The sequence below is a fragment of the Aquabacterium humicola genome (assembly GCF_030167915.1).
GTDB lineage: Bacteria > Pseudomonadota > Gammaproteobacteria > Burkholderiales > Burkholderiaceae_C > Pseudaquabacterium > Pseudaquabacterium humicola.
Window position 1 is genome coordinate 1,831,386 of record NZ_JARGNB010000001.1, and the last position, 22,888, is coordinate 1,854,273.

15 protein-coding genes are annotated in these 22,888 nt (G+C 71.0%); 10 read left to right on the forward strand and 5 right to left on the reverse strand.

All coding sequences use genetic code 11. The features are described 5' to 3' along the window. Positions 1 to 115 precede the first annotated feature (115 nt). The 10 genes from P1K89_RS08185 to P1K89_RS08230 all read left to right on the forward strand — a co-directional run bounded on the left by P1K89_RS08185 (position 116) and on the right by P1K89_RS08230 (position 16,133). A complete protein-coding gene (locus P1K89_RS08185) occupies positions 116 to 1,222 on the forward strand; it encodes a glycosyltransferase family 4 protein (protein WP_284615885.1) in 1,107 nt (368 codons plus the stop codon). Then, positions 1,219 to 2,586: a phenylacetate--CoA ligase family protein gene (locus tag P1K89_RS08190; RefSeq protein ID WP_284615886.1), complete on the forward strand. Its 1,368-nt coding sequence runs from the start codon at positions 1,219 to 1,221 to the stop codon at positions 2,584 to 2,586. Before P1K89_RS08185 ends, P1K89_RS08190 begins: the two co-directional genes overlap by 4 nt. A 15-nt stretch (positions 2,587 to 2,601) precedes the next feature. Beyond that, positions 2,602 to 3,600 (forward strand): transglutaminase-like domain-containing protein, encoded by a 999-nt coding sequence (locus P1K89_RS08195; protein ID WP_284615887.1) that lies wholly within the window; start codon positions 2,602 to 2,604, stop codon positions 3,598 to 3,600. A gap of 3 nt (positions 3,601 to 3,603) precedes the next feature. Further along, positions 3,604 to 4,920, forward strand: a complete 1,317-nt coding sequence (locus tag P1K89_RS08200) for a putative O-glycosylation ligase, exosortase A system-associated (RefSeq protein ID WP_284615888.1) — start codon at positions 3,604 to 3,606, stop codon at positions 4,918 to 4,920. Then, complete coding sequence (locus P1K89_RS08205; protein WP_284615889.1) at positions 4,917 to 5,924, forward strand: polysaccharide deacetylase family protein; 1,008 nt, start codon at positions 4,917 to 4,919, stop codon at positions 5,922 to 5,924. The genes P1K89_RS08200 and P1K89_RS08205 overlap by 4 nt, the downstream gene beginning before the upstream one ends. Positions 5,925 to 5,975: 51 nt before the next feature. Continuing rightward, positions 5,976 to 7,412 (forward strand): lipopolysaccharide biosynthesis protein, encoded by a 1,437-nt coding sequence (locus P1K89_RS08210; RefSeq protein ID WP_284615890.1) that lies wholly within the window; start codon positions 5,976 to 5,978, stop codon positions 7,410 to 7,412. A gap of 17 nt (positions 7,413 to 7,429) precedes the next feature. Then, positions 7,430 to 8,602: a hypothetical protein gene (locus tag P1K89_RS08215; protein WP_284615891.1), complete on the forward strand. Its 1,173-nt coding sequence runs from the start codon at positions 7,430 to 7,432 to the stop codon at positions 8,600 to 8,602. Continuing rightward, a complete protein-coding gene (locus P1K89_RS08220) occupies positions 8,599 to 10,875 on the forward strand; it encodes a heparinase II/III domain-containing protein (RefSeq protein ID WP_284615892.1) in 2,277 nt (758 codons plus the stop codon). The genes P1K89_RS08215 and P1K89_RS08220 overlap by 4 nt, the downstream gene beginning before the upstream one ends. Before the next feature lie 20 nt (positions 10,876 to 10,895). Continuing rightward, positions 10,896 to 12,584, forward strand: a complete 1,689-nt coding sequence (locus P1K89_RS08225; RefSeq protein WP_284615893.1) for an asparagine synthetase B family protein — start codon at positions 10,896 to 10,898, stop codon at positions 12,582 to 12,584. 174 nt (positions 12,585 to 12,758) lie between these two features. Beyond that, positions 12,759 to 16,133: an Ig-like domain-containing protein gene (locus tag P1K89_RS08230; protein ID WP_284615894.1), complete on the forward strand. Its 3,375-nt coding sequence runs from the start codon at positions 12,759 to 12,761 to the stop codon at positions 16,131 to 16,133. 49 nt (positions 16,134 to 16,182) lie between these two features. Here P1K89_RS08230 and P1K89_RS08235 read toward each other — a convergent pair whose 3' ends face one another. Genes P1K89_RS08235 through P1K89_RS08255 form a run of 5 tightly spaced genes read right to left on the reverse strand, consistent with a single transcriptional unit; the run spans position 16,183 to position 22,887 of the window. Next, complete coding sequence (locus P1K89_RS08235; protein WP_284615895.1) at positions 16,183 to 17,610, reverse strand: hypothetical protein; 1,428 nt, start codon at positions 17,608 to 17,610, stop codon at positions 16,183 to 16,185. Between the two features lie 23 nt (positions 17,611 to 17,633). Beyond that, entirely contained in the window at positions 17,634 to 18,440 is an 807-nt protein-coding gene (locus P1K89_RS08240) for a tetratricopeptide repeat protein (RefSeq protein WP_284615896.1), read from the reverse strand. A gap of 9 nt (positions 18,441 to 18,449) precedes the next feature. Further along, complete coding sequence (locus P1K89_RS08245) at positions 18,450 to 19,673, reverse strand: TIGR03087 family PEP-CTERM/XrtA system glycosyltransferase (protein WP_284615897.1); 1,224 nt, start codon at positions 19,671 to 19,673, stop codon at positions 18,450 to 18,452. A 22-nt stretch (positions 19,674 to 19,695) separates the two neighbouring features. After that, positions 19,696 to 21,651 carry an asparagine synthase (glutamine-hydrolyzing) gene (asnB, locus tag P1K89_RS08250; RefSeq protein WP_284615898.1) on the reverse strand — a complete coding sequence of 652 codons (1,956 nt, stop codon included), beginning with the start codon at positions 21,649 to 21,651 and terminating at the stop codon, positions 19,696 to 19,698. A gap of 24 nt (positions 21,652 to 21,675) precedes the next feature. After that, positions 21,676 to 22,887: a TIGR04063 family PEP-CTERM/XrtA system glycosyltransferase gene (locus tag P1K89_RS08255; protein WP_284616341.1), complete on the reverse strand. Its 1,212-nt coding sequence runs from the start codon at positions 22,885 to 22,887 to the stop codon at positions 21,676 to 21,678. Between the last annotated feature and the right edge of the window lies 1 nt (position 22,888).

Sequence of the window (22,888 nt, forward strand, 5' to 3'; positions counted from 1 at the left end):
AGCCCCCGCTCGGCGGGACTGAGCCCGGACAGGGACCGTCCCTGCGGACGGTCCCTGCCTGGCGAAGGCCTGACCCCTCCGCGGGTCAGGCTGCGCGCAGCGCCAGGGGTGCCCCATGACCGTGACCGCGCCCCGGCTGTGCCTGGTCGGCCCGCTGCCGCCGCCGTCCGGCGGCATGGCCAACCAGTGCGAGCAGCTGCTGCGCCTGTGGCGGCAGGAGGGCCTGGCCGTCACGCTGGTGCGCAACAACGCGCCCTACGCGCCGGCCTGGATCGGCCGCGTGCCGGTGCTGCGCGCGGGCTTCCGCCTGCTGCCCTACCTGTGGCAGCTGTGGACGGCCGCCGGCCGGTCCGACGTGATGCACGTGCTCGCCAACTCCGGCTGGGCCTGGCACCTGTTCGCCTGGCCGGCGGTGGTGATCGCCCGGCTGCGCGGCTGCGCGGTGATCGTCAACTACCGGGGCGGCCACGCCGACCAGTTCTTCAGCCACGGCCCGCGCCATGTGCTGCGCACGCTGGCCAGCGCGCAGCTGCGGGTCACGCCGTCGGCCTTCCTGCTGCGTGTCTTCGGCGAGCACGGACTCGACGCCGAGGTGATCCCGAACATCATCGACCTGACGCGTTTTGCGCCGGCGCCGCGGCGCGATCCCGGTGATGCGCCGCACCTGATCGTCACCCGCAACCTGGAGCCGATCTACGACATCGGCACCGCGCTGCGGGCGTTCGCGATCGTGCGCCGCACGCTGCGCAACGCGACGCTGACCGTCGCCGGCAGCGGTCCTGACCTGGCGGCGCTGCGGCGCCAAGCGGCGTCGCTCGGCATCGCCGGCGCGGTGCGCTTCAGCGGCCGCATCGACAACGCGCAGATCGGCGCGCTGTATGCGTCGGCCGACTGCGTGCTGAACCCGAGCACCGTCGACAACATGCCGATCTCGATCCTCGAGGCCTTCGCCAGCGGCGTGCCGACCGTGAGCACCGACGCCGGCGGCATCCCCGACCTGCTGACGCACGGCGTCGACGGCCTGCTGGTGCCCATCGGCGATGCCGAGGCGATGGCCAACGCCGCGCTGAACGTGCTGCAGGACGCCGCCCTGGCCGAACGGCTGCGCCAGGCAGGCCTGCACACCGCGCAGCGCTATGCCTGGCCGCGCGTGCGCGAACAGTGGCTCGATGCCTACCGCCGCGCGGCAGGCCTGCGCGGGCGGGAGAGGGTCGTCGCATGAAGCCCTACACCGCGTTTTGCTCGCACGTGCTCTTCCCGCTGCACGAGCGCCTGAAGGGCCACGCATCCGTGGCCGTGCGCAAGCGGCTCGAAGCGAGCCAGTGGTGGAGCGCCGAGCGCATCGAGGCCGACCGCGTCGAACGGCTGCGCGCTTTCCTCACCGACATCGGCACGCACGTGCCGTACTTCGTCGAGCTGTTCAAGGCCCGCGGCTTCGATCCGCGCGCGGTCACGTCGATCGACGCGCTGCGCGCACTGCCGCTGCACGGCAAGCCCGAGATGCGCGCGCAGGCCGACCGGCTGAAGGCGGACGACCACGGCCCGCTGACGCGCTACAACACCGGCGGCTCGTCGGGCGAGCCGCTGATCTTCTACATGGGCAAGGCGCGCAAGAGCCACGACGTCGGCGCGAAGTGGCGCGCGACGCGCTGGTGGGGCGTCGACATCGGCGACAAGGAGCTCGTCGTCTGGGGCTCGCCGATCGAGCTCGGCGCGCAGGACCGCATCAAGCAGATCCGTGACGCGCTGATGCGCAGCGAGCTGCTGCCGGCCTTCGAGATGTCGCCGGCCAACCTCGACCGCTTCGTCGCCGAGATCCGCCGCGTGAAGCCGGCGATGCTGTTCGGCTACCCGTCGAGCCTGTCACTGATCGGCACGCATGCGGCGAACAAGGGGCTGCGGCTCGACGACCTCGGCATCCGGGTCGTCTTCGTCACCTCCGAGCGGCTCTACCCCGAACAGCGCCAGGCCATCATGCGGGCCTACGGCGCGCCGGTGGCCAACGGCTACGGCGCGCGCGACGCCGGCTTCATCGCCCACGAATGCCCGTCGGGCCAGCTGCACATCTGCGCCGAGGACATCGTCGTCGAGACCGTGCGCCCCGACGGCAGCCCCTGCGATGCGGGCGAGGCCGGCGAGATCGTGATCACCCACCTGGCGACGCGGGACTTCCCGTTCGTGCGCTACCGCACCGGCGACGTCGGCCTGCTCGGCGGTGTCGGCCAGGGGGCCTGCGCCTGCGGCCGCGGCCTGCCGGTGCTGGCCGAGGTGCAGGGCCGCACCACCGATTTCGTCGTCGCGCAGGACGGCACGGTGATGCATGGCCTGGCGCTGATCTACACGCTGCGCGACCTGCCCGGCGTCGAGCGCTTCCGCATCGAGCAGCTGTCGCTCGACGAGACCGTCGTGCAGGTGGTGCCCGGGCCGGACTTCGACGAAGCGGCCGAGCAGCGCATCGCGCACGACTTCCGCGCCCGGCTCGGCAGCGCCGTGCGGGTGAAAATCGAGCGCGTCGCCCAGATCCCGTCCGAAGCCTCGGGCAAGTTCCGCTATGTCGTCAGCCGCGTCGCGCCGGCGCTGCGCTGACGCCCCTTTCGAACGATGAAACGCGCCCTGTCCTCCGTCCCCGCGATCCTCGCGACGCTCGCCGCGCTGTTCCTGCTGCTGGTCTACGTCGCGCAGCACGCGCGCCCGTCGACCGAGGCGGTGCGGCTGCGCAATGCGCTGCTGTGGTCGGCGACGACACCGATGGCCGCGATCGACTGGACGCCGGCCAACCCGCCGGCCGACTACCTCGTCGATGCCGCGGCCGCACCGAACCCGGCCTTCGACCGCGTGGCCGCCGAGCTGAAGCTGGCGGCGCTGCCGACCGACTGGGACCGGGCCGTGGCCATCAGCCGGCACCTGCTGGACAACCCGCGCAAGGGCGACGCGGCGCAGGACGACCTGGCCGGCACCTACCGCAAGATCCTGCAGGGCAGCGGCTACTGCGCGGACTACACCACCACCTTCATCGCCATCGCGCGTGCCGCCGGCATGTTCGTGCGCGAATGGGCGTTCTCGTTCGACGGCTACGGCGGCCACGGCCACGCGTTTGTCGAGCTCTACGACCGCCAGGCGAAGCGCTGGCGCTTCATCGACCCGTTCAACAACTTCTACGTGGTCGACGCCGGCAGCCGCGAGCCGCTGTCGGCAGCCGAATGGCGCGCCGTGCTGCGCGGCGACGGCCGCCAGATCGCGATCGTCAAGCCCGCCCCCGGCCGGCTGGGATTCCGCAACGAGCTCGACCTGTACGAGTACTACAAGAACGGCGCCGACCAGTGGTACCTGTGGTGGGGCAACGCGGTGCAGCGCTACGACGACTCGTTCGCGGTGCAGCAGCTGGGCCGGCTGTCGCGCTCGCTCGAGCAGCTCGGCGCGATCGTGCTGGGTGTGCACCCGCGCATCCATGCGGTCGAATCGGACACCAACGGGCCGATGCGCGAGCGCATGGCCAGCCTGAAGACCAAGCTGCTGGCGGCCTTCGCCGGCGGGATTGCGCTGGCCGCGTTGCTGCTGGGCCAGCTGCTGATGCGCCGCCGGCGCGCCCGGAGAGGATGAGGCATGCGCGACGTCCTGTTCACGCTGCTCTTCACCGGCCTGCTGCTGCTGTGCTTCAGGTACCACTACGTCGCGCCGCTGCTGTGGGCCTGGCTCGGGCTGATGAGCCCGCACCGGCTGACCTACGGCTTCGCCTACAGCCTGCCGTTCGCCCAGATCACGGCGTTCCTGATCCTCGCGATGCTGTTCGTGTCGCGGGACCGCCAGCCCTTCCCGAAGTCGTCGACCGCGCTGCTGCTGGTCGCCTTCTACGTCTGGGAGTGCATCACCTCGATCGCGTCGTTCAACAACCCGGAATACGTCTGGGAAGCGTGGATCAAGGTCACGAAGATCCAGCTCGTGCTGTTCGCCACGCTGATGCTGCTGCACGGCAAGAAGCAGATCGACCTGCTGGTGTGGGTGATGGTGCTGTCGCTCGGCTTCTACGGCTTCAAGGGCGGCCTGTTCACGATCGCCCACGGCGGGCGTTCGATGGTGATGGGCCCGCCGGGCAGCTTCATCGAGGTGACCAACCACCTCGCGCTAGCGATGCTGATGATCATTCCGCTGGGCTACTACCTCGCCACGCAGCTGACCCATCGCTGGGTGCGCATCGGCCTGTACGTGGTCATGGCGTTGACGGCGCTGTCGGTGCTGGGCACCACCTCGCGCGGCGCGCTCGTCGGCAGCCTGGTGATGGCGGTGATGCTGGCGTTGAAGAGCAAGCGCCGCTGGCTGATGCTGGCGATCATCGCGACGCTGGCGATGGGCATGTTCGCGATCATGTCGGACCAGTGGGCCGACAAGATGGGCACGATCACCACGCACGAGGACCACTCGGCGCAGAGCCGGCTGTACACGTGGAAGATGATCTGGAACCTGGCCATGCACCACCCGGTCACCGGCGGCGGCTTCCAGGTCACCGAGAACCCGGCCACGTGGTACCGCTACGCGGTGACCGACTGGGCCAAGGCCTATTCGCCGCACAGCATCTACTTCCAGGCCCTCGCGGAACACGGCTTCGTCGGCCTGGCGCTGTACCTGGGCATCGGCATCTCGTGCTGGCGTCGCTGCGGCAAGATCATCAAGAGCTGCACGACCGAGTCGACGCTTTGGGCCGCCAACCTGGCGCGCATGGTCCAGGTGTCGATCGCCGGCTTCGCGGTCGGCGGCGCCTTCGTCAACCTGGTCAACTTCGACCTGCCGTACTACGTCGTCGCGCTGGCCATCCTGACCGACGTCGCGGTCGCGAAGCAGCTGCAGGCGGAGAAGAGCGCATCGCCGCTGGTGCAGTCGCCGGCACTCGGCGCAGGGGCGAGCTCGCGCATGGGGACGCCATGATCGACGCCACGATCAACGCAGCGACGAATGCCGCGATGCGCCTGCTGTCGCCGGGCGGCAGGAACGCCCGCCTGACGATCCTGATCTACCACCGCGTGCTCGCGCGGCCCGACGAGCTGCAGCCGGACCTGCCGGACGCGGCCGCCTTCGACCGCCAGATGCAGTGGGTGGCCGACACCTTCAACGTGCTGCCGCTGGATGTCGCGGTGCGCCGGATGAACGAAGGCGGCCTGCCGCACCGCGCCGCGGCCATCACCTTCGACGACGGCTACGCCGACAACCTGACGCAGGCGATGCCCATCCTGCAACGCCGCGGCCTGACGTCGACCTTCTTCATCAGCACCGGCTACCTCGACGGCGGGCGGATGTGGAACGACACCATCTCGGAGACGATCCGCCGCTGCCGGCAGGACCGGCTCGACCTCACCGAGCTCGGGCTCGGCGTGCACGCGCTGGCGACCCTCGACGATCGCCGCGCGGCGATCCAGGCGCTGCAGCGCGCCACGAAGTACCTGCCGCAGGCGCAGCGGCAGCAGGCGGTCGATGCGCTGGCGCACCATGCCGGCGAGCCGCTGCCGCGCGACCTGATGATGACGACCGCGCAGCTTCGCGCGCTGCGCGACGGCGGCATGCAGATCGGCGGCCACACGGTGACGCACCCGATCCTCGCGCGCATCCCGCCGGCGCAGGCCCGGGCGGAGATCCTCGACGGCAAGGCGCAGGTCGAGGCGCTGCTGCAGCAGCCGGTGACCCTGTTCGCCTACCCGAACGGCGTGCCCGGGCGCGACTTCGGCCCCGAGCATGTCGCGATGCTGCGCGACAGCGGCTTCGACGCCGCCGTCACCACCGCCGCCGGCTCGGCCGACCGTCACGCCGACCGCTTCCAGCTGCCGCGTTTCACGCCGTGGGACAAGACCCGCCAGCGTTTCCGCCTGCGCCTGGCGATGAACCTGCGCGAGCGTGGCCGCACCGTCGCCGCGCTGGGGGCCTCGCCCGCCGCGTGACCCACCCGCCCGGCCGCGCGTGCGCGGCGCCGTTCGCATGACAACGACAAGATGACGACGCTGCGATCCAAGGTTCTCTCTGCCCTCGCCTGGAGCGGCGGCGTGCGCCTGCTCGGGCAGCTGTTCACCTGGGGCGTCACGCTGGTGGTGATGCGCGTGCTGCAGCCGGCCGACTACGGCCTGCTGGCGATGGCCACGGTCTTCGTCGCCTTCCTGACGCTGATGGCCGACATCGGGCTCGGACAGGCGCTGGTGCAGGTCGACCGGCTCGACGAGCAGCGTGTGCGGCAGGTGTTCGGCGCCATCATCGTCGTCGACTGCCTGCTGTTCACGCTGCAGTACGCGGCCGCACCGGCCATCGCCGACTTCTACGGCGAACCGCGCCTGGCGACGATCCTGCGCGCCCTGGGGGCCACCTTCCTGCTGGCGATCTTCACCTCGGTGCCGACCGCGCTGATGTCGCGCGAGCTCGACTTCAAGCGCCAGTCGCTGATCGAATTCGGCTCGGCGATCCTCGGCTCGCTGACGACGCTGACGATGGCGCTGCTGGACTTCGGCGTCTGGGCGCTGGTCGGCGGCATGCTCGTCTCCCACGCCTGCCGCGCGATCGCGTGCAACGTCGTCAAGCCCTACCTGCAGTGGCCGCGGTTGTCGCTCGAAGGCGTGCGCGGGCTGATCCTCTTCGGCGGGCAGATGACGGCCGCCCGGCTGCTGTGGTTCGTCTACTCGCAGGCCGACATGTTCATCGCCGGCAAGCTGCTGGGCAAGGAGCCGCTGGGCGTGTATTCGGTCGCCATGCACCTCGCGTCGCTGCCGGTGCAGAAGATCTCCGCGCTCGCCAACCAGGTGGCCTTCCCGGCCTTCGCGCGCGCCAACGAAGAAGGCGCCGGAGTCGCCGCCGGCTACCTGCTGAAGGCCGTGCGGCTGCTGAGCTTCTTCTCCTTCCCGGTGCTGTGGGGTCTGTCGGCGGCCGCACCCGAGCTGATCGCCGTCGTGCTGGGCACCAAGTGGACCGCGGCGGTGCTGCCGCTGCAGGTGCTGGCGCTGATGATGCCGCTGCGCATGGTCGGCAACTTCGTGCCGTCGGCCACCGACGGCATCGGCCGGGCCGACGTCGGCCTGAAGAACCTGCTGGTGTCCAACGCCGTGATGCTGCCGGCGTTCATCGTCGGCAGCCAGTCGGGGCTGTACGGGCTCTGCCTGGCGTGGGTGCTGGCCTCGCCGCTGGTGTTCCTGATCAACATGCGCTCGTCGCTCGGCGTGCTGGGCATGGGGCTGCCGGCGCTGCTGCGCGCGATGGCGCCGCCGGCCGGCTGTGCCGCGCTGATGGCCGGCGCGATGCACCTGCTGCGGCTGGCGGCGCCGATCGAGTCGGTCGCGCTGCGCCTGGGCGTGCTGGTGGCCGCCGGGGCCGCCAGCTACCTGCTGCTGTCGCTGCTGCTGAACCGCGGCGTGCTGCGCGAGATCCTCGCGCTGCGGCGGCGCTAACCCGCGAGAACGCCGGCATGCGCTCCTTCCTGCAAGACCATTTCGACCTCGAAGCCCTGTCGCTGCGCATGCGCGCCGGCCACTTCGTCGGCGAACGCACCGCGTTCCGCGAGCACCGCATCCGCAACCAGCCGCTGATCTTCGACCGCCCGCTCGGGCTGTCCCGGGACGCGATCATCGACGGCTACATCGAGCTGTTCCGCGCCGCGATGGCCGCCCTGCCGCCGGAGGTCGTGCTGCTGTCGGGCGGCCGCGACTCGCGGCACATCTTCCTCGAGCTGGTGACCAGCGGCCGCAAGCCGCGGCTGGCGATCTCTGTGGACCTGCCGGCGAACAACGACGCCGAGATCGCCGCGCGGCTGTGCGAACGCGCCGGCGTGCAGCATGTGGTGCTGCGCCCGCACGGGCGCCTGGCCGACTGGGAACGGCGCAAGAACGAGCTGACCGCGTTCTCGGCCATCGAGCACGCCTGGATGGTGCCGTTGCGCGAGCACATCGCGCAGATGACCGTCTACGACGGCATCGCCGGCGACGTGTTGTCGGCGGGCCTGCTGCAGTCGCGCGAACTGGTCGAGCGCTTCGTGAACGAGCCCGACCGCTACGCCGCGGGCTTTCTCAGCGCCAACGCGGTCGACCGCGTGCTGCCCGGACTGTTCGATCCGGCGGCCGCCCATGCGCTGCTGCGCGCCGAGATGGATCGCCACCGCGATGCGGTGAACCCGCTCGCGAGCTTCCTGTTCTGGAACCGCACGATGCGCTACATCGCGGTCGCGCCGGTCGGCGCCAGGCGCGTGCTGACGCCCTACATGGACCCGGCGCTGTTCGAGTTCCTGAGCCGCATCCCGCCCGAGTTCACCTGGGATCACCAGCTGCACCACGATGCCATCGCGCGCGCCTACCCGCAGTGGGCCGACATCCCGTATGCCGAGAAACGCCCCTACCGCAACACCGCCGGCCTGCGCGCGTTCGGCCGCGACGCGCTGCGCAGCACATCGTGGCGCAGTCCGAGGCTCGCGCTGCAGCTCGCGATCCTGGCGGCCACCGGCTCGGACCGCTACCTGTGGGCCGCACAATTGGCCCTCTACCTGGAGCAGCTGGTGAACGCGAACCCGCGCGACTGCATGTTCGATCCGCGCTTCGTGACCGGCGATCACGTGCGGCGCGCCGCGGACCGCGTGCAACCCGCATGACGATCGACACCCCATCCGACGTGCTGGCCGCCGCCGGCGCCCCGACCGCGGCCGCGCGCCGCAGCGCACCGCTGAGCGCGCGCCGCGGCCTGCTGATCGGCACGTTGCTTGCGCTCGCGGTGCTGGCGGTGATCTGGGTGCCGGAGCTGGTGCACTGGTACGTGCCGAGCCCGCGCATCGACGACGCGGCGATCGAGGCCGCGCGCCGCGGTCCCGACGACGGCCGGCTCGACGAGATCGCCCGCATGGCGCTGGTCGCCGCGCGCCCCGACGGCGATCCGCGCGCGACGATGCTGCGCGCCGACCAGGTGCTGCGCGGCACCGCGGCTTTCGCCGGTTATGCGCCGACGACGATCGAGCGCCCGTTCGCCGAGGCCGACCTCGTCAAGGGCCCCCCCACCTGGCAGCTGCTGCTGGCCAGCCTGGTGGCGACCGACACCCTGCTCGACGCCTACGCGCTCTCGCGCGACGAGCGCTACTTCGCGCAGGCGCGCGACGACCTCGTGCGCTTCGCCGACGTCGAGGCGGCGCGCTGGCTGAACAGCGGCTTCCTGTGGAACGACCATGCGATCGCCGCCCGCATCCCGGTGCTGGTGAAGTTCTGGCGCCACTACCGCGGCCGCGCCGACTTCGATCCGGCCGTGGCGCGGCGCGTGCTGGCGCTGGTCCAGCGCAGCGCCGTGCTGCTGACGCGCGACAGCCACTACGCGTTCCGCACCGGCCACGGCATCATTTCCGACCTCGCGGCGATGCAGGTCTCGCTGGCCTTCCCGATGCTCGACCCGGAGCGCCGCTTCTTCGCGCATGGCCAGCGCCGCTTCACCCAGCACCTGGGCTACTACATCAGCACCGAAGGCGTCACGCTGCTGCACTCGGCCGGCTACCACGGCACCGGGCTGGAGTTCTTCGGCATGGCGCTGCGCCTGACCACGCTGGCCGGCGTGCCGATCCGCGCGGACTGGTGGCCACGCTACGAGAAGGCCGTCGACCTCTACGGCAAGCTGCGCCGACCCGACGGCACGCTGCCGATGTTCGGCGACACCCGCAGCGTGAGCGAAGGCCACGGCCCGGCGCTCACCGCGCGCGGCCCGCGCGAGGACGCGCAGCCGCTGCAGGTGCGCAGCGACTGGGCGGCGCCGCGTCCCTCGTTCGACCTCTATCCGCTGTCGGGCCACGCGCTGTGGTGGGACCGCGCCGGTGCCGCCGGCGCACAGAGCCAGACCGCGGTCACCTGGTCCTACTTCCCCGGCCTCGGCCACAAGCTCGCCGACGACCTGAGCCTCGTCACCTGGTCGGACGGCCGGCCGTGGATCACCAACGTGGGCTACTGGCCGTGGGGGGCGTGGGGCCGCAAGCAGGCCACCTCCTGGCCCGGCTCGAACGCGCCGCACGGCGCCGGCGAGCCCGCGGTGTCCAAGCGCGAATCGCGCCTGCTGGCATCGCTGCACGGCGAGCAGCTGTCGTTCGTCGATCTGCTGCGCGACGGGCCGGGCAGCTTCCAGGTCCGGCGCCAGATCCTGCGCCTGCCGGGCCGGGACCTGTGGCTGGTGCTCGACCACACCACGGGCGCCCCGGGCGCGACGGCGACGCACTGGACCTTCGCGCCCGACCTCGTCGCCGGCCGCGTCGACGAACGCCACTACCGGCTCGTCGACCGCGCGACGCAGCGCGCGCTCACCGTGGCCATCGCCGGCCCGGACAGCCTGCGGATCGAGCTGCTGCGCGGCAGCCGCGAGCCCTTCGGCGGCTGGGTCGTCGACGACCGCGAGCCGGTCGCCGCGCCCAGCCTGGTCGTGCGCCAGCCGTCGCAGCCGGCCTGGGCGCTGGCCGCGTTCGCGCTGGGGGCGTCGGAGTCGGCCGCGGTGCTGGCGGCCCGCATGCAGCAGTGGACCGACGCCGACCACTGGACGCTGGCGCTCGACGGCCCGGCCGGACCGCTGCAGCTGCGGCGCGACGGCGGTCAGCTGGCGATCGGCGATGCCGCGCCGCTGCCGCTGGCCGCGGCCGCCGCCCCCGGTGCGGCGCGCCAGGCCGTGCTGTCGGCGCTGGCCGAGGCCGAACGCAGCACGCCGCGCTTCGTCGAACGGGTGCACTTCCGCTGGCGCTGGACGCAGTGGATCGCCATCGCGTGGTTCGCGCAGGAGCTGCTGTTCCTCGCGCTGCGGCGCTGGCTGCCGCGTGCCGCGACACCGCTGCGCGCGGCGAGCATCGCCGCATGGATCGCCGCCGGGCTGTGGCTCGGCTTCGTGTATTTCGAGGGCATGTGGTGGTGAACACCGCATCGACCAGGGGCATGGATCAGAACAACACCACCACTCAACCGCTGCTGCTCGGACGGCCGCGCTTCGCCGATGCCGCGCTGCAGGCCCTGGCCGATGCCGGCGACCGCGCCGGCGCCTGGACCCGCGCCTTCGCCGCAGCATCGTCGCCCGCGCATGCACTCGCGCAGGTATCGGGCGACTTCGCGGTAGCGCTGCGCGAGCCCTCGGGCCGCATCGTGCTGGCGGTCGACCGCTTTGCCGCTCAGACGTTGTGTTATCGGATCGTCGACGGCGGCCTGCGCTTCGCCGAACGCGCCGACGCGCTGGCCGACGGCGCGACGCCGATCGACGCCCAGGCGGTGTTCGACTACCTGTACTTCCACATGATCCCGTCGCCGCGCACGATCTTCAGCGGCGTGCTGCGGCTGCCGGCCGGCCACTGCGCGGTGTTCGAGCATGGCCGGCTGACCGTGACGCCGTACTGGGTGCCGGAATTCAGCGAGCCGCGCTCGGCCTCGTTCGAGCCGCTCAAGCGCGAGTTCCTGCAACTGCTCGAACAGTCGGTCGCCGCCGAGCTCGACGGCAGCAAGCCGGCCTGCTTCCTCAGCGGCGGCACCGACAGCTCCACCGTCGCCGGCATGATCGGCCAGGCCGCCGGGCAGCCGGCGCACTGCTACTCGATCGGCTTCGAGGCCGAGGGCTACGACGAGATGGCCTATGCGCGCATCGCCGCGAAGCGCTTCGGCAGCCATCACCACGAGTACTACGTGACGCCGGCGGACGTCACCGCCAGCCTGCCGCTGATCGCCCAGTCCCACGACCAGCCCTTCGGCAACTCGTCGGCGCTGCCGGCCTACTACTGCGCGAAGGTGGCGAAGGACGACGGCGTCACCAAGCTGCTGGCCGGCGACGGCGGCGACGAGCTGTTCGGCGGCAACAGCCGCTATGCGAAGCAGCGCATCTTCGGCTGGTACGGTGCGGTGCCGGGACCGTTGCGCAGCGGGCTGATGGAGCCGCTGCTGGGCACCGCGGTGGCGGCGAAGCTGCCGCTGGTGAAGAAGGGGGCCAGCTACGTCGAGCAGGCCCGCGTGCCGATGCCGGACCGGCTGCAGATGTACAACCTGCTGCGCCGGCTCGGCATGGACGAGGTGCTGACCCCGGGATTCCTCGCGCGCATCGACCAGGAGGCCCCGGCCCGGCAGCAGCGCGAAGTCTGGGCCCAGGCCCGCACCGACCGCGAGATCAACCGCATGCTGGCCTTCGACTGGCGCTACACGCTCGCCGAAAGCGACCTGCCGAAGGTGCGCGGCAGCACCCACCTGGCCCATGTCGGCGTCGGCTTCCCGCTGCTCGATCAGGCGCTGCTCGACTTCTCGCTGCGGCTGCCGTCCGAATACAAGCTCAAGGGCCTGAAGCTGCGCTGGTTCTTCAAGGAGGCGCTGCGCGGCTTCCTGCCGGACGAGATCATCACCAAGCGCAAGCAGGGCTTCGGCCTGCCGTTCGGCGTCTGGGTCACGCGCCACGAGCCGCTGCGCAAGCTGGCCACCGACACGCTGATGAGCCTGGCCGACCGCGGCATCGTGCAGCCGGCCTTCATCCGTCGACTGGTGAGCGAACTGCTGCCGGCGCACCCGGGCTACTACGGCGAGATGGTCTGGATCCTGTCGATCCTGGAGCAATGGCTGCAGCGGCACGCGCCGCAGCACCGCTTCGAATCCTGAGCGGCCTCCCGGCCCCGCCCTGCGCGTCGCAACCCCTTCGAGGCTGTCGACGGGATTGACAGGCTTGCCGCGGCAGGCCCAAGGTCGCGGGCTAAGTCCTTGTCAGGCTGTACCGGCAACGGACTGGTATGGAACCTGCATCGTCCCTACATTTGCTAACGATCGGCTCCTCCGATGAAGACTCGCCGCCTTGCCGCCGTCGCCGCTGACGCAGCGGCCCGAATCCACCGGTGGCCCGCGCTGCTGATGTCAGCGCTGGTGCTGGCGGCCTGCGGCGGCGGCGGGTCGACCGACATGCAGGCGCAGGAGACGAAGCGCAGCGCGCTGGCGGCCGTCGCCAACCAGGACGAGCTGGTGCTCGACGCGGCGTCGGCGATCGTGGCCGACGGCGCCAAGGCCGAGCAGCGCCGCGGCTACCTGGCCAAGGGCAGTTTCGTGCTGCGCAGCACCGGTGGCGGAGCGCGCTTCGAGCCCAAGCTGCCGCGCGCCGGGCACTACGAGGTGTTCGTCTGGTGGCCCCAGGGCCTGGAGGACGCCGGCCCGGTCGACATCACCGTCGGCTTCACCGGCGGCCGCACGATGGCGAGCTCGGTGGACCAGCGCCTGGGCGGCGGCCAGTGGCAGTCGATCGGCACGTTCCCGTTCAACGCCGGCCAGGCCTCGACCATCGAGTTCAGAAGCCCCGGCGGCGCGCCGGTGTACGTCGACGCGGTGCGGCTGGTCTACCTCGGCAACGCCGCGCCGATCCTGGCGCTGGCCACCGACAAGCTGCCGATCGCGCTCAAGGGCGAGCCGTACATCGGGACGGTCGAGGTGCGTGGCGGCCGGCCGCCGTTCAGCTACTCGGTCGACGAAGGCCAGCTGCCACCGGGCCTGGCCCTCGACGCGGCGAGCGGCCGCATCACCGGCCGGCCGACGCAGGCCGGCGACTATGCGTTCTCGGTGCGCGTGGCCGATGCGCGTGGGCAGAGCGCCCGCCAGCCGCTGACGGTGCTGGTGGACGTGTCGGCCGGCAAACCGTCCGAGGCGCCTGGCATGGAGCCCAGCGCCGCCGGCGAGAAGCGGCGTGCGCTGTCCGTCGCGCCGGCGAATCCGACGTCCACCGGCGACCTGTCGGACGTGCTCGGCGTGATCGCCGCGATGCCCGAGAACTCGTGGGCCAAGCTGAACCTCAACGACTACTCGTCGGTCTGGGCACCGGCGGCCCTGCGCCCGCTGTACCTCCAGAGCAATCCGGATCCGTCGCGCATCATCCTGGCGTGGAGCAGCTTCGCCTGGGATCCCAACCGCGCCGCACTGATCCTGTACGGCGGCGGACACGCCAACTACCGCGGCAACGACGTCTACATGTGGCGCGCCAGCACCCGCCTGTGGGAGCGTGCGGCGCTGCCGAGCGAGATGATCGAGAACGCGCTCGGTCACGTCAACGCGATCGACGGCGTCGCCCACGCGCCGGCCTCGGCCCACACGTACGACAACACGATCTTCCTGCCCATCCTCGATCGCATGCTGGTCCCGGGCGGTGCCGCCGACAAGAACGGCGGCCACTTCCTGACCCAGGGCGCTGACGGGCTGGCACGCAATACCGGCCCCTACCTGTTCGACCCGTCGCGCGCGCATCCCGACAAGGTCGGCGGGTCCACCGGCTCGCACGTGCAGCGCGTCGCACCGTATCCGCAGATCGTCGGCGGCGACATGTGGTCCAACCGCGAGGCCTGGCTCAACGCGAACGCCAACTCGACGCCGCCCACCGAAGTGCTGTCGAACGGCTGCACCGGCTATGCGGTCGAGAACGGCCGCGACGTGGTCTACCTGCGCTCCGCCAGCAAGCTGTACCGCTACGAGATCACCGACCTCGCCAACCCGGCCGCCGACAAGTGGACCCGTGTCGGCCGCTACTACTACGGCGGCTCCGGCGGCCAGAGCACCTGCGCCTACGACCAGGCGCGCAAGATCTTCCTGTCGACGCACAGCAAGACCAAGCCGCTGATCTTCTGGAACCTGGCCACGCCGGCCTTCGACAACGGCGACACCCTGGTGGTGCCCAGCGAGCCCAGTGGCGAATTCATGTCGTTGCTGGCCAGTGGCGCGATCAACCTGGGCAAGTGCGCGCTGGAGTTCGATCCGCTGCGCAACGACTACAAGCTGTGGTGCGGCGACGGCCGCGTCTGGACGATCACGCAGCCGCCGGGGGCGCCGTCGGCCTCGGGCTGGACGCTGACGAAGAACGCGACGCCCCCGGGTGCCGTGCCCGCCGACAGCATCGGCACGGGCATTCTCGGCAAGTGGAAGTACGTGTCGAACCTCGATGTCTTCATGGGGCTCTCGGACGCGGTCAAGGGCAACATCTGGGTCTACAAGCCGCCGGGCTGGGTCAATCCGGGCGGCGGCGGCAACACCGCGCCGACCGTGGCCATCACCTCGCCCGTGACGGGCGCACAGTTCACGCAGCCGACCGACATCACGATCAGCGCCGACGCCAGCGATCCGGGCGGCAGCGTCGCGAAGGTGGAATTCTTCGCCGATGGCGTCGAGATCGGCGAGCGCACGTCGGCGCCGTGGAGCATCGTCTGGTCCGGCGCGGCCACGGGCAGCCGCGTGCTGACCGCGGTGGCGACCGACGACCTGGGCGCGACCCGCACCTCGGCCGCGGTGACGATCACCGTCAACGGGCCGCCGCAGAACCAGCCGCCCACTGTCGCGCTGACCCAGCCGGCGAACAACGCGCAGGTGGTGCAGGGCACGCCGATCTCCGTGGAAGCGAGCGCCGGCGACGACGGCTCGGTGGCCCAGGTCGAGTTCTTCGCCAACGGCGCCAGCATCGGCGTCGCGACGGCCGCGCCCTACGTGGTCTCGTGGCCCAATGCGCCGCTCGGCCAGAGCACGCTGGTGGCCGTGGCAACCGACAACCTCGGGCTCACGACGACATCGGCGTCACGCACCGTCAGCGTGATCGCACCGGGCAGCAGCGTCACGGTGACCCTGCAGCGCGGCGTCGCGCCGAATGCCGGCGTCTGGGACACCTACCTGTCGAGCTACAACAAGACCAACAACTACGGTGGCTACGCGCGGGTGCAGGACCAGTACGCGTTCTATCCGATGCTGATCCGTTTCGCGATCTTCCAGTCGGAGGGCGGGCCGGTGCCGAACGGTGCCCAGATCACGTCCGCCCAGCTGTCGCTGTACAAGTTCTCCGCCTACAACATGACCTACGGTCTGCAGCGCGTGCTGACCGACTGGACCGAAGGCGGTGCCACCTGGAACAACCGCATGGCAGGCGTGCCGTGGTCCAGCGGCGGCGCCAACGGCGTCGGCAGCGACATCTCGTCGGTGGTCGACGCGACTGCCACGATCGACTGGAACCCGGGCTTGATGACCTTCGACATCACGGCCGGGGTGCAGCAGATGAGCTCGGCACCGGTTCCCGCGAACTATGGCTGGCGCGTGATGCCGCTGTCCGGTTCGATCGGCGCGCTCAAGCAGTTCCACTCCAGCGAAATCACCACGACGCCGGAATTGCGGCCGAAGCTGGTGATCACGTACCAGTGAACGAAGGGGGGCGACAAGCCCCCCTTTTGTTTTCGGCCACGCGGTGCGCTCAGGTGCCGTGCGGGCGGTAGACGACGAACTGCGACAGCGAGGGCACCGTCGCGCGGGGCTTGTAGACGATGCAGCGCAGCGCCGGGGCCCACGAGAAGCGCTTGCCGACGACGCTGACCGACTCGCTCAGGCTCGTCGGAGGCTCGAAGGGCCGGCGCACTGTCGTCCACGGCGCCGCCGGGTCGGCCGGCACGATCACCTCGTACATCGCCGTCGGGTCGCCGCGGCTGAACAGCACCAGGCGGTTGAGCTCCGGCACGTAGTCCCACGGTGTGGCCACCGGGCTGGCCGGCAGCGGCGGATCGAAGGTGATCGGGAACCAGCCTTCGGTCGGCGCGCCGGCACGCATGTAGAAGGCATCGATGACCGTGCGATCCGGCCGCGGGCCGATCGATACCAGCAGGTCCGCCGCGGCGAGGTAGCGCATCACGGGGAAGCTGACGTCGTGCATCGCGTTGCCGCCGTTGTGGCGCACGCTGAGCTGCTCGCGCGTCACGCAGTCGAGGTACGAGATGCGCTGCGGGCGCGACGACGGCACGCCGGTCCACCAGATGCGCTTGCGGCGCGAGTCGTAGGCGCAGGAGCCGCCGGCGCCCCCGTAGTTGTGGCCGACGTTCAGGCTCCAGCGCGACCACGTGTTGCGGGCCCGGTCTTCGGCGCTGGCGACGTCGCGCGTCTGCATGGCCAGCATGTGGGCCCAGAACGATTGCTGTGACAGCGTCGCGTGCACCGCGGTCGAGAACGGCCGCACGAGGCCGCCGAACGGCGCACCGGCCAGCTCCGGCGGAATCACCGCCAGCGCGTCATAGGTGTGCGCCGCGCCGGGCTTGCGGTCGACCACGTACTCGCCGAACTCGCGGTCGTAGCCTGGGAAGGCCGGGCCGTCGGCGGGTCTGAGGCCGGTGGCAGCGAGGCTGGGATCAGCGATGCGCTTGAAGCGCAGGTCGTTGAAATCGATCACCGCGACCGAGTTGTCGTTGGTCGCCGAGTGCCCGCCGCCATGCAGGATCAACGCGCCCAGCGGGCCCCAGTGCGGGTTGTAGACACCGCCCGAGAAGTCGTCGATCACCTTGTTCCACTCGGGCCCGCTGCCGATGCGGTAGCCGCAATTGTTGGCCGGGCAGGGATCGATGTCGTTCCAGCCGTTCGCCGCGTCGATCACGGCCCAGCGGCCGGCCGCCGGCACCCAGGGCGGCGGTGGCGGCGGTGGAGGGGGTGGTGGTGGTGGCGGCGGCGGGGGAGGCGCAGGTGGAGGTGACGGCGGCGGTGGCGAGGGCGGTTGGGGCGCCGGCGGCGTCGGCCCCGGCGCCGGCGCGGCCCCTGCACCACCACCACCGCCGCAACTGCTCGTCGTCAGTGCCGTCGCGAAGCCCCAGGCGATCATCAGGCGGCGTCGCCGCTGGGTGTTCACGAGCGGCTGGCCCATCGCGTCCGTCCAGTCGCGCGACATCAGGGCGCCGACGCCGCCGCGGCGGGTGCCGCCACGGCCGGTGCCGACGCGGCCGGTCCCGACGCGGCCGCGGCAGATGCGGCGGCGCCCGCGGGCGCGGCCGCCTCGGGGGCATCCTTCCACTGGCCGACGCTCTGCAGCTTCTCGCGCAGCTCGGTGCGCTGCAGCCCCAGCGCCTGCGCCTTGTGCGCGTGATCCAGCGCGCGCTGGTACTGCTTCATCTCGACCAGGATCAGCCCGGCGTTGTAGTGGGTGAAGGCGCTGTCGCCGGCGACCTCGGCCACCTTGTCCATCTGCACGAGCGCGTCGTCGCTGCGGTTGCGCTTGACGAGGTAGTTCGCGTAGATCATGCGCGCGACGGCATCGTCCGGTGCGAAGCGCACGGCGCGCTCGAGCCAGCATTCGACGATCAGCGTCGAGCCGCGCGGCTGCTCGCTGCGGCTGCGGTCGGACAGGCGCACCATGGACATCAGCGCGCGGTGGTGGTTCGGAAAGGCGCGCAGCGTGAAGCTGAGGTCGCCGCCGATGTCGGCGCTGCTGCTGCCGCGCGTGAGCGTCTCGACGCCTGGCGTGAAGTGGTAGGCCTCGACGATCGCCAGGCGCTTGTCGCGCACCGTGCGGTAGTCGTGCGGCCCATTGTCGGCCTTCGGAAAACCGCCGCAGACGCCGGGGCCGACCGGCCCGCCGGTCACGGGCGCGGCCGCCGGTGCCTTGGGCGCGGCAACCGCGACACCGGCACAGGCCAGGGCGCCAGCGGCGCCCAGCGCCATCGTCATCGATCGCAAGGAAAAGGAAATCGCCAGCACGGTGGGTCTTCAGGAAGCGGTGGTGAGCCGCGCCGACGCGGCCGGCGCAGCCTGGAGGCAGCGCGCAATGATCGCATCGAGCCGCTGCATCGACTGATTCCAATCGTGATGGCTCAGCACACGGGCGCGTCCCGCCTCGGAGAAGCGTGCCCGCTCGGCCGCATCGCCGACGAGCCGCAGCACGGCCTGCGCGGTCTGCTGCGGCGTGTCCGCCACCAGCAGGTGCTCGCCCGGGACGGCGTCGACGCCGCCGGCGGCGATCGTGCTGGTCACCACCGGCACGCCCATCGCCATCGCCTCGAGGATCTTGTTCTGCGTGCCACGCGCGATCGCCAGCGGCGCGACCATCACGGCCGAGCGCCGCACGAAGGGCCGCACGTCGGGCACCGAGCCGGTGACCGTGACGCCGGGGCGCTCGCCGAGCTTGCGCATCTCCGGCGACGGGTCCGCGCCGACGATCAGCAACTTCAGTTGCGGCCGTTCGGACTTCAGCAGCGGCCACACCTCGTCGCAGAAGCGCTGCATGCACTCCTGGTTCGGGTAGTAGTCCATGCGGCCGATGAAGCTGATCGTCTCCGGCTCGTAGCCCTCGCCGTCCGGGCAGAAGAACTTCGCATCGACGCCATTGGCGAACCAGTCGGTCTTCGCGCCGGTGCCGTAGCCGTCCAGCGTCTCGCGCTCGGCGCGTGTCGTCGCGGTGCACAGGTCGAAGCGCTTCGCGAGCCGCTTCTCGGCGCGCAGCATCTTCAGGCCCTCATAGGTGTAGCCCCAGGACAGCGGCCAGGGCTTGTAGTTCGCGTACTCCAGCCACTTCTGCGAATCCATGTCGCCGAAGTCCAGGATCTTCGGGATGTCGGTGACATGCTCGACGTACTGCGCGACCGACGAGCAGTGCACGAAGATCAGGTCCCAGCGCTGCTCGGCGAGCAGCTGCCTGACACGCGCCGCCAGCTTCGCGCTGTAGAAGTAGCCCATCGACGACGGCGTGGCCACCGGCAGCCGGACGATCATGCGCGCGAACTGCACCGGTTCGCTGACCGCACCCATCTCGAAGGCCCGGCAGTGCGGCGCGATGCCCCGGCCCTCCTCGGCTTCGGCTTCGGAGCGCGTCAGCGAGCAGACCGTCACCTGGTGGCCCGAGGCCGTCAGGTGCCGGATCATGTTGAACGGCCGGATCTTGCCGCCGCGCTTGGGCGGGTACGGGAAGCGGTGGCAGAGGTAGAGGATGTTCATCGAAGCGGCGTCCCTCGCGCCTTCAGACGGTGACTGCCGGGACGGCGGCGCCGTTGGCCAGCCGATGCAGTTCGTCGGCCACGTCGGCGTGCTCGCGGCCGTCGAGGTACAGGCGGCTCCACACCTCGAGGTTCAGCAGGCCGATCAGCGCATCGGTGCCGTCGATGCGGTTGGCCTCGTGGTCGGCAACCAGGCGGGTGACGACGTCGGCATCGAAGAGGCCGCGCCGCTGCAGCACCTCGGGCGCCAGCAGCCCGCGCAGCACCGGCGCGAGCGATGCTTTGAGCCACGCGCCCATCGGCGTGCCGAAGCCGCGCTTCTTGCGGTGCAGGATGTCCTGCGGCAGCAGGTCGCCGAGCGCCGTCTTCAGCAGGTGCTTCAGCTCGCCGCCCTCGATCTTGATGTCCGAGGGCATCGCCGCGGCCAGCTCCACCAGTTCGTGGTCGAGCAGCGGCACGCGGCACTCGAGCGACACCGCCATGCTCATCTTGTCGGTCAGCATCAGCAGGTCGTCGGGCAGCTGCGTCTCGGCATCGACCGCGAACATGCGGTTCAGCTCGTCGTCGTGGCCGGCGGCCGCGAAGGCGTGCGCCAGCGCATCGTCGGACAAGGCGCCCTTCGGTGCATGCAGCAGCTGCGCGACGGTCTCGTGCGACAGCACCTGCAGATAACTGCGATAACGCGCGTCCGGGTCCATCTCGGCGCTGGCGACGAAACCTTTCGCCAGGCGCAGCGTGTTCAGCAGGCCGGAGTGCCGGTCCGCCGGCAGGCGCGCGGCAGCCATGCCGGCGAGCTTGCGCAGCGGCGAGGGCAGGCGGCCGAACTTGCGCGCGTAGTGGCCGCCGAGGTAGCGCCGATAGCCCCCGAAAAGCTCGTCCCCGCCGACGCCGGAGAGGATCACCTTGACGTCCTGGCGCGCGAACTCGCTGACCAGGTAGGTGGTGATGAACGCGGTGTCCGACACCGGCTCGTCCATGTGCCACAGCAGCTTCGGCAGCAGGCCGACGACGTCGGGCTTGACGACGATCTCGTGGTGCTCGGTGCCGAAGAGCTTCGACACCTGGCGCGCGTAGGGCAGCTCGTTGTAGAGCTGTTCGGCCTCGCCGCCCTCGAAGCCGATCGCGTAGGTGCGGATCGGCCGGTCGGAGTGCTTGGCCATGTAGCCGACGACGGCGCTCGAATCGACGCCGCCGGACAGGAAGGCACCGATCGGCACGTCCGACACCATCTGCATCTCGACCGACCGGTCGAGCTGCGCGCGGGTGCGCGCGATCCACTCGTCCTTGGACCAGCCGCGCTCGATGCGCGACGGCAGCCGCCAGTAGCGCCACTCGCGCACCTGGCCGTTCTCGACCGACAGCAGCGTCGCCGGCGGTAGCTTGCGGATGCCTTCGAAGATGGTCTGCGGCGCGGCGACGTAGCCCAGGTGCAGGTAGCCGGGGATCGCCTCGCGGTTCAGCGCGACCCGCGCGCCGGGCAGCTTCAGCAGCGCCTTCGCCTCTGTGGCGAAGGCCAGGCGCTGGCCGTCCTGCATCACGTACAGCGGCTTGACGCCGAGCCGGTCGCGCCCGATCAGCAGGCGCCGGCGCCGTGCATCCCACAGCGCGAAGTCGAACATGCCGTTCAGGCGCTGCACGCAGGCGTCGCCCTCGGCGTCGTACAGGTGCAGCAGCACCTCGGAATCCGAGCCGGTCTTGAAGCGGTAGCCCTTGGCCTGCAGTTCGGCGCGCAGCTCGCGGAAGTTGTAGATCTCGCCGTTGCACACCAGCACCAGCGTGCCGTCGGCATTGCTGATCGGCTGGTGGCCGCCGGCGAGGTCGATGATCGAGAGGCGTCGCATCGCGATGCCGCAGTGGCCGTCGATGTGCTGGCCTTCGTCGTCGGGTCCGCGGTGCGCGGTGACGTCGCCCATCGCCGTCAGGTGGGCCGATTCGACGGGCCGGCCGTCGAGCTGGTAGATGCCGTGGATGCCGCACATGTTGAGAGTTACTTTCTTGGCGACTCAGGTCAATGCGGGCACGCGGCGGCCCTTGGCCGACAGCGCGCGGCCGTAGACGTCGCGGTAGCGCGCGACGCTGGTGGCCCAGGTGCGCTCGACCTCGACGAATCGGCGCGCCTGCATGCGGATGCGCGGCCAGTCGGCGCGGCGCTGCAGCACGCCGGCGATCGAATCGGCCAGCGCCTGCGCATCGCCGGCCTTGAACAGGAAGCCGGTCTCGCCGTCGCGGATCAGCTCGCGGTGACCGCCGACGTCGCTGGCCACGAACATGCGGCCCTGGGCCATCGCCTCCAGCGGCTTCAGCGGCGTCACCAGCTCGGTCAACCGGATCGGCAGCCGCGGGTAGGCCAGCACGTCGATCAGCTCGTAGTAGCGCTGCACCTCGGCATGCGGCACGCGGCCGGTGAAGATCACCCTGCCGGACAGGCCCGCGGCCTGCACCTGCGCCTTCAGCGCCGCGTCCTGCGGTCCGCCGCCGACCATCAGCACGCGCAGGTTCGGATGTGCCGGCAGCAGGCGCTGCACCGCATCGACCAGCAGGTGCAGGCCCTCGTAGCCGTAGAACGAGCCGGCGAAGCCGAGCACCACCGCGCCGTCGAGCCCGAGCCGCGTGCGCAGCGATTCGTCGGCCGGCGCGCCGAACTGGAAGGTGCCGACGTCGACGGCGTTGGGGATCACGGTGATCTTGCCGTCGGCGATGCCACGCGCACGGATGTCGCCGCGCAGCCCCTCGCAGATCGTCGTCACCTGGTCGGCCCAGTGCAGCGCCAGCGACTCGAGCCCGCGCGAGACGCGGTAGCGCAGGCTGCCTTCGGTGGTGGTGCCGTGGTCGACCGCCGCGTCCTCCCACGAGGCGCGCATCTCGTAGACCACCGGAAGGCCGTGCTTGCGAGCGACCCACAGGCTGGGCAGCGCGTTGAGCACGGGCGAGTGGGCGTGGATCAGGTCGGGCCTGAGCTCGCCGATCAGCTGGTCGAGCCGGCGCGCGGTGAGCTTCATCTGCGCGACGAGGCCGGTGTTGTCGGCACTCGGCGTGCGGTGGAAGGTCCAGCCGTCGACCTCGTCCTTCAGCGACGTGCCGGGCCCCTGCTTCGGCGACGTGAGGTGCTCGGTGTGCCAGCCCAGCGCACGCTGCTGCGTCAGGATCGACAGCGTGCGGAACGCGTAGCCGCTGTGCAGCGGCGCCGAGTGGTCCAGCACATGGAGGATCTTCACC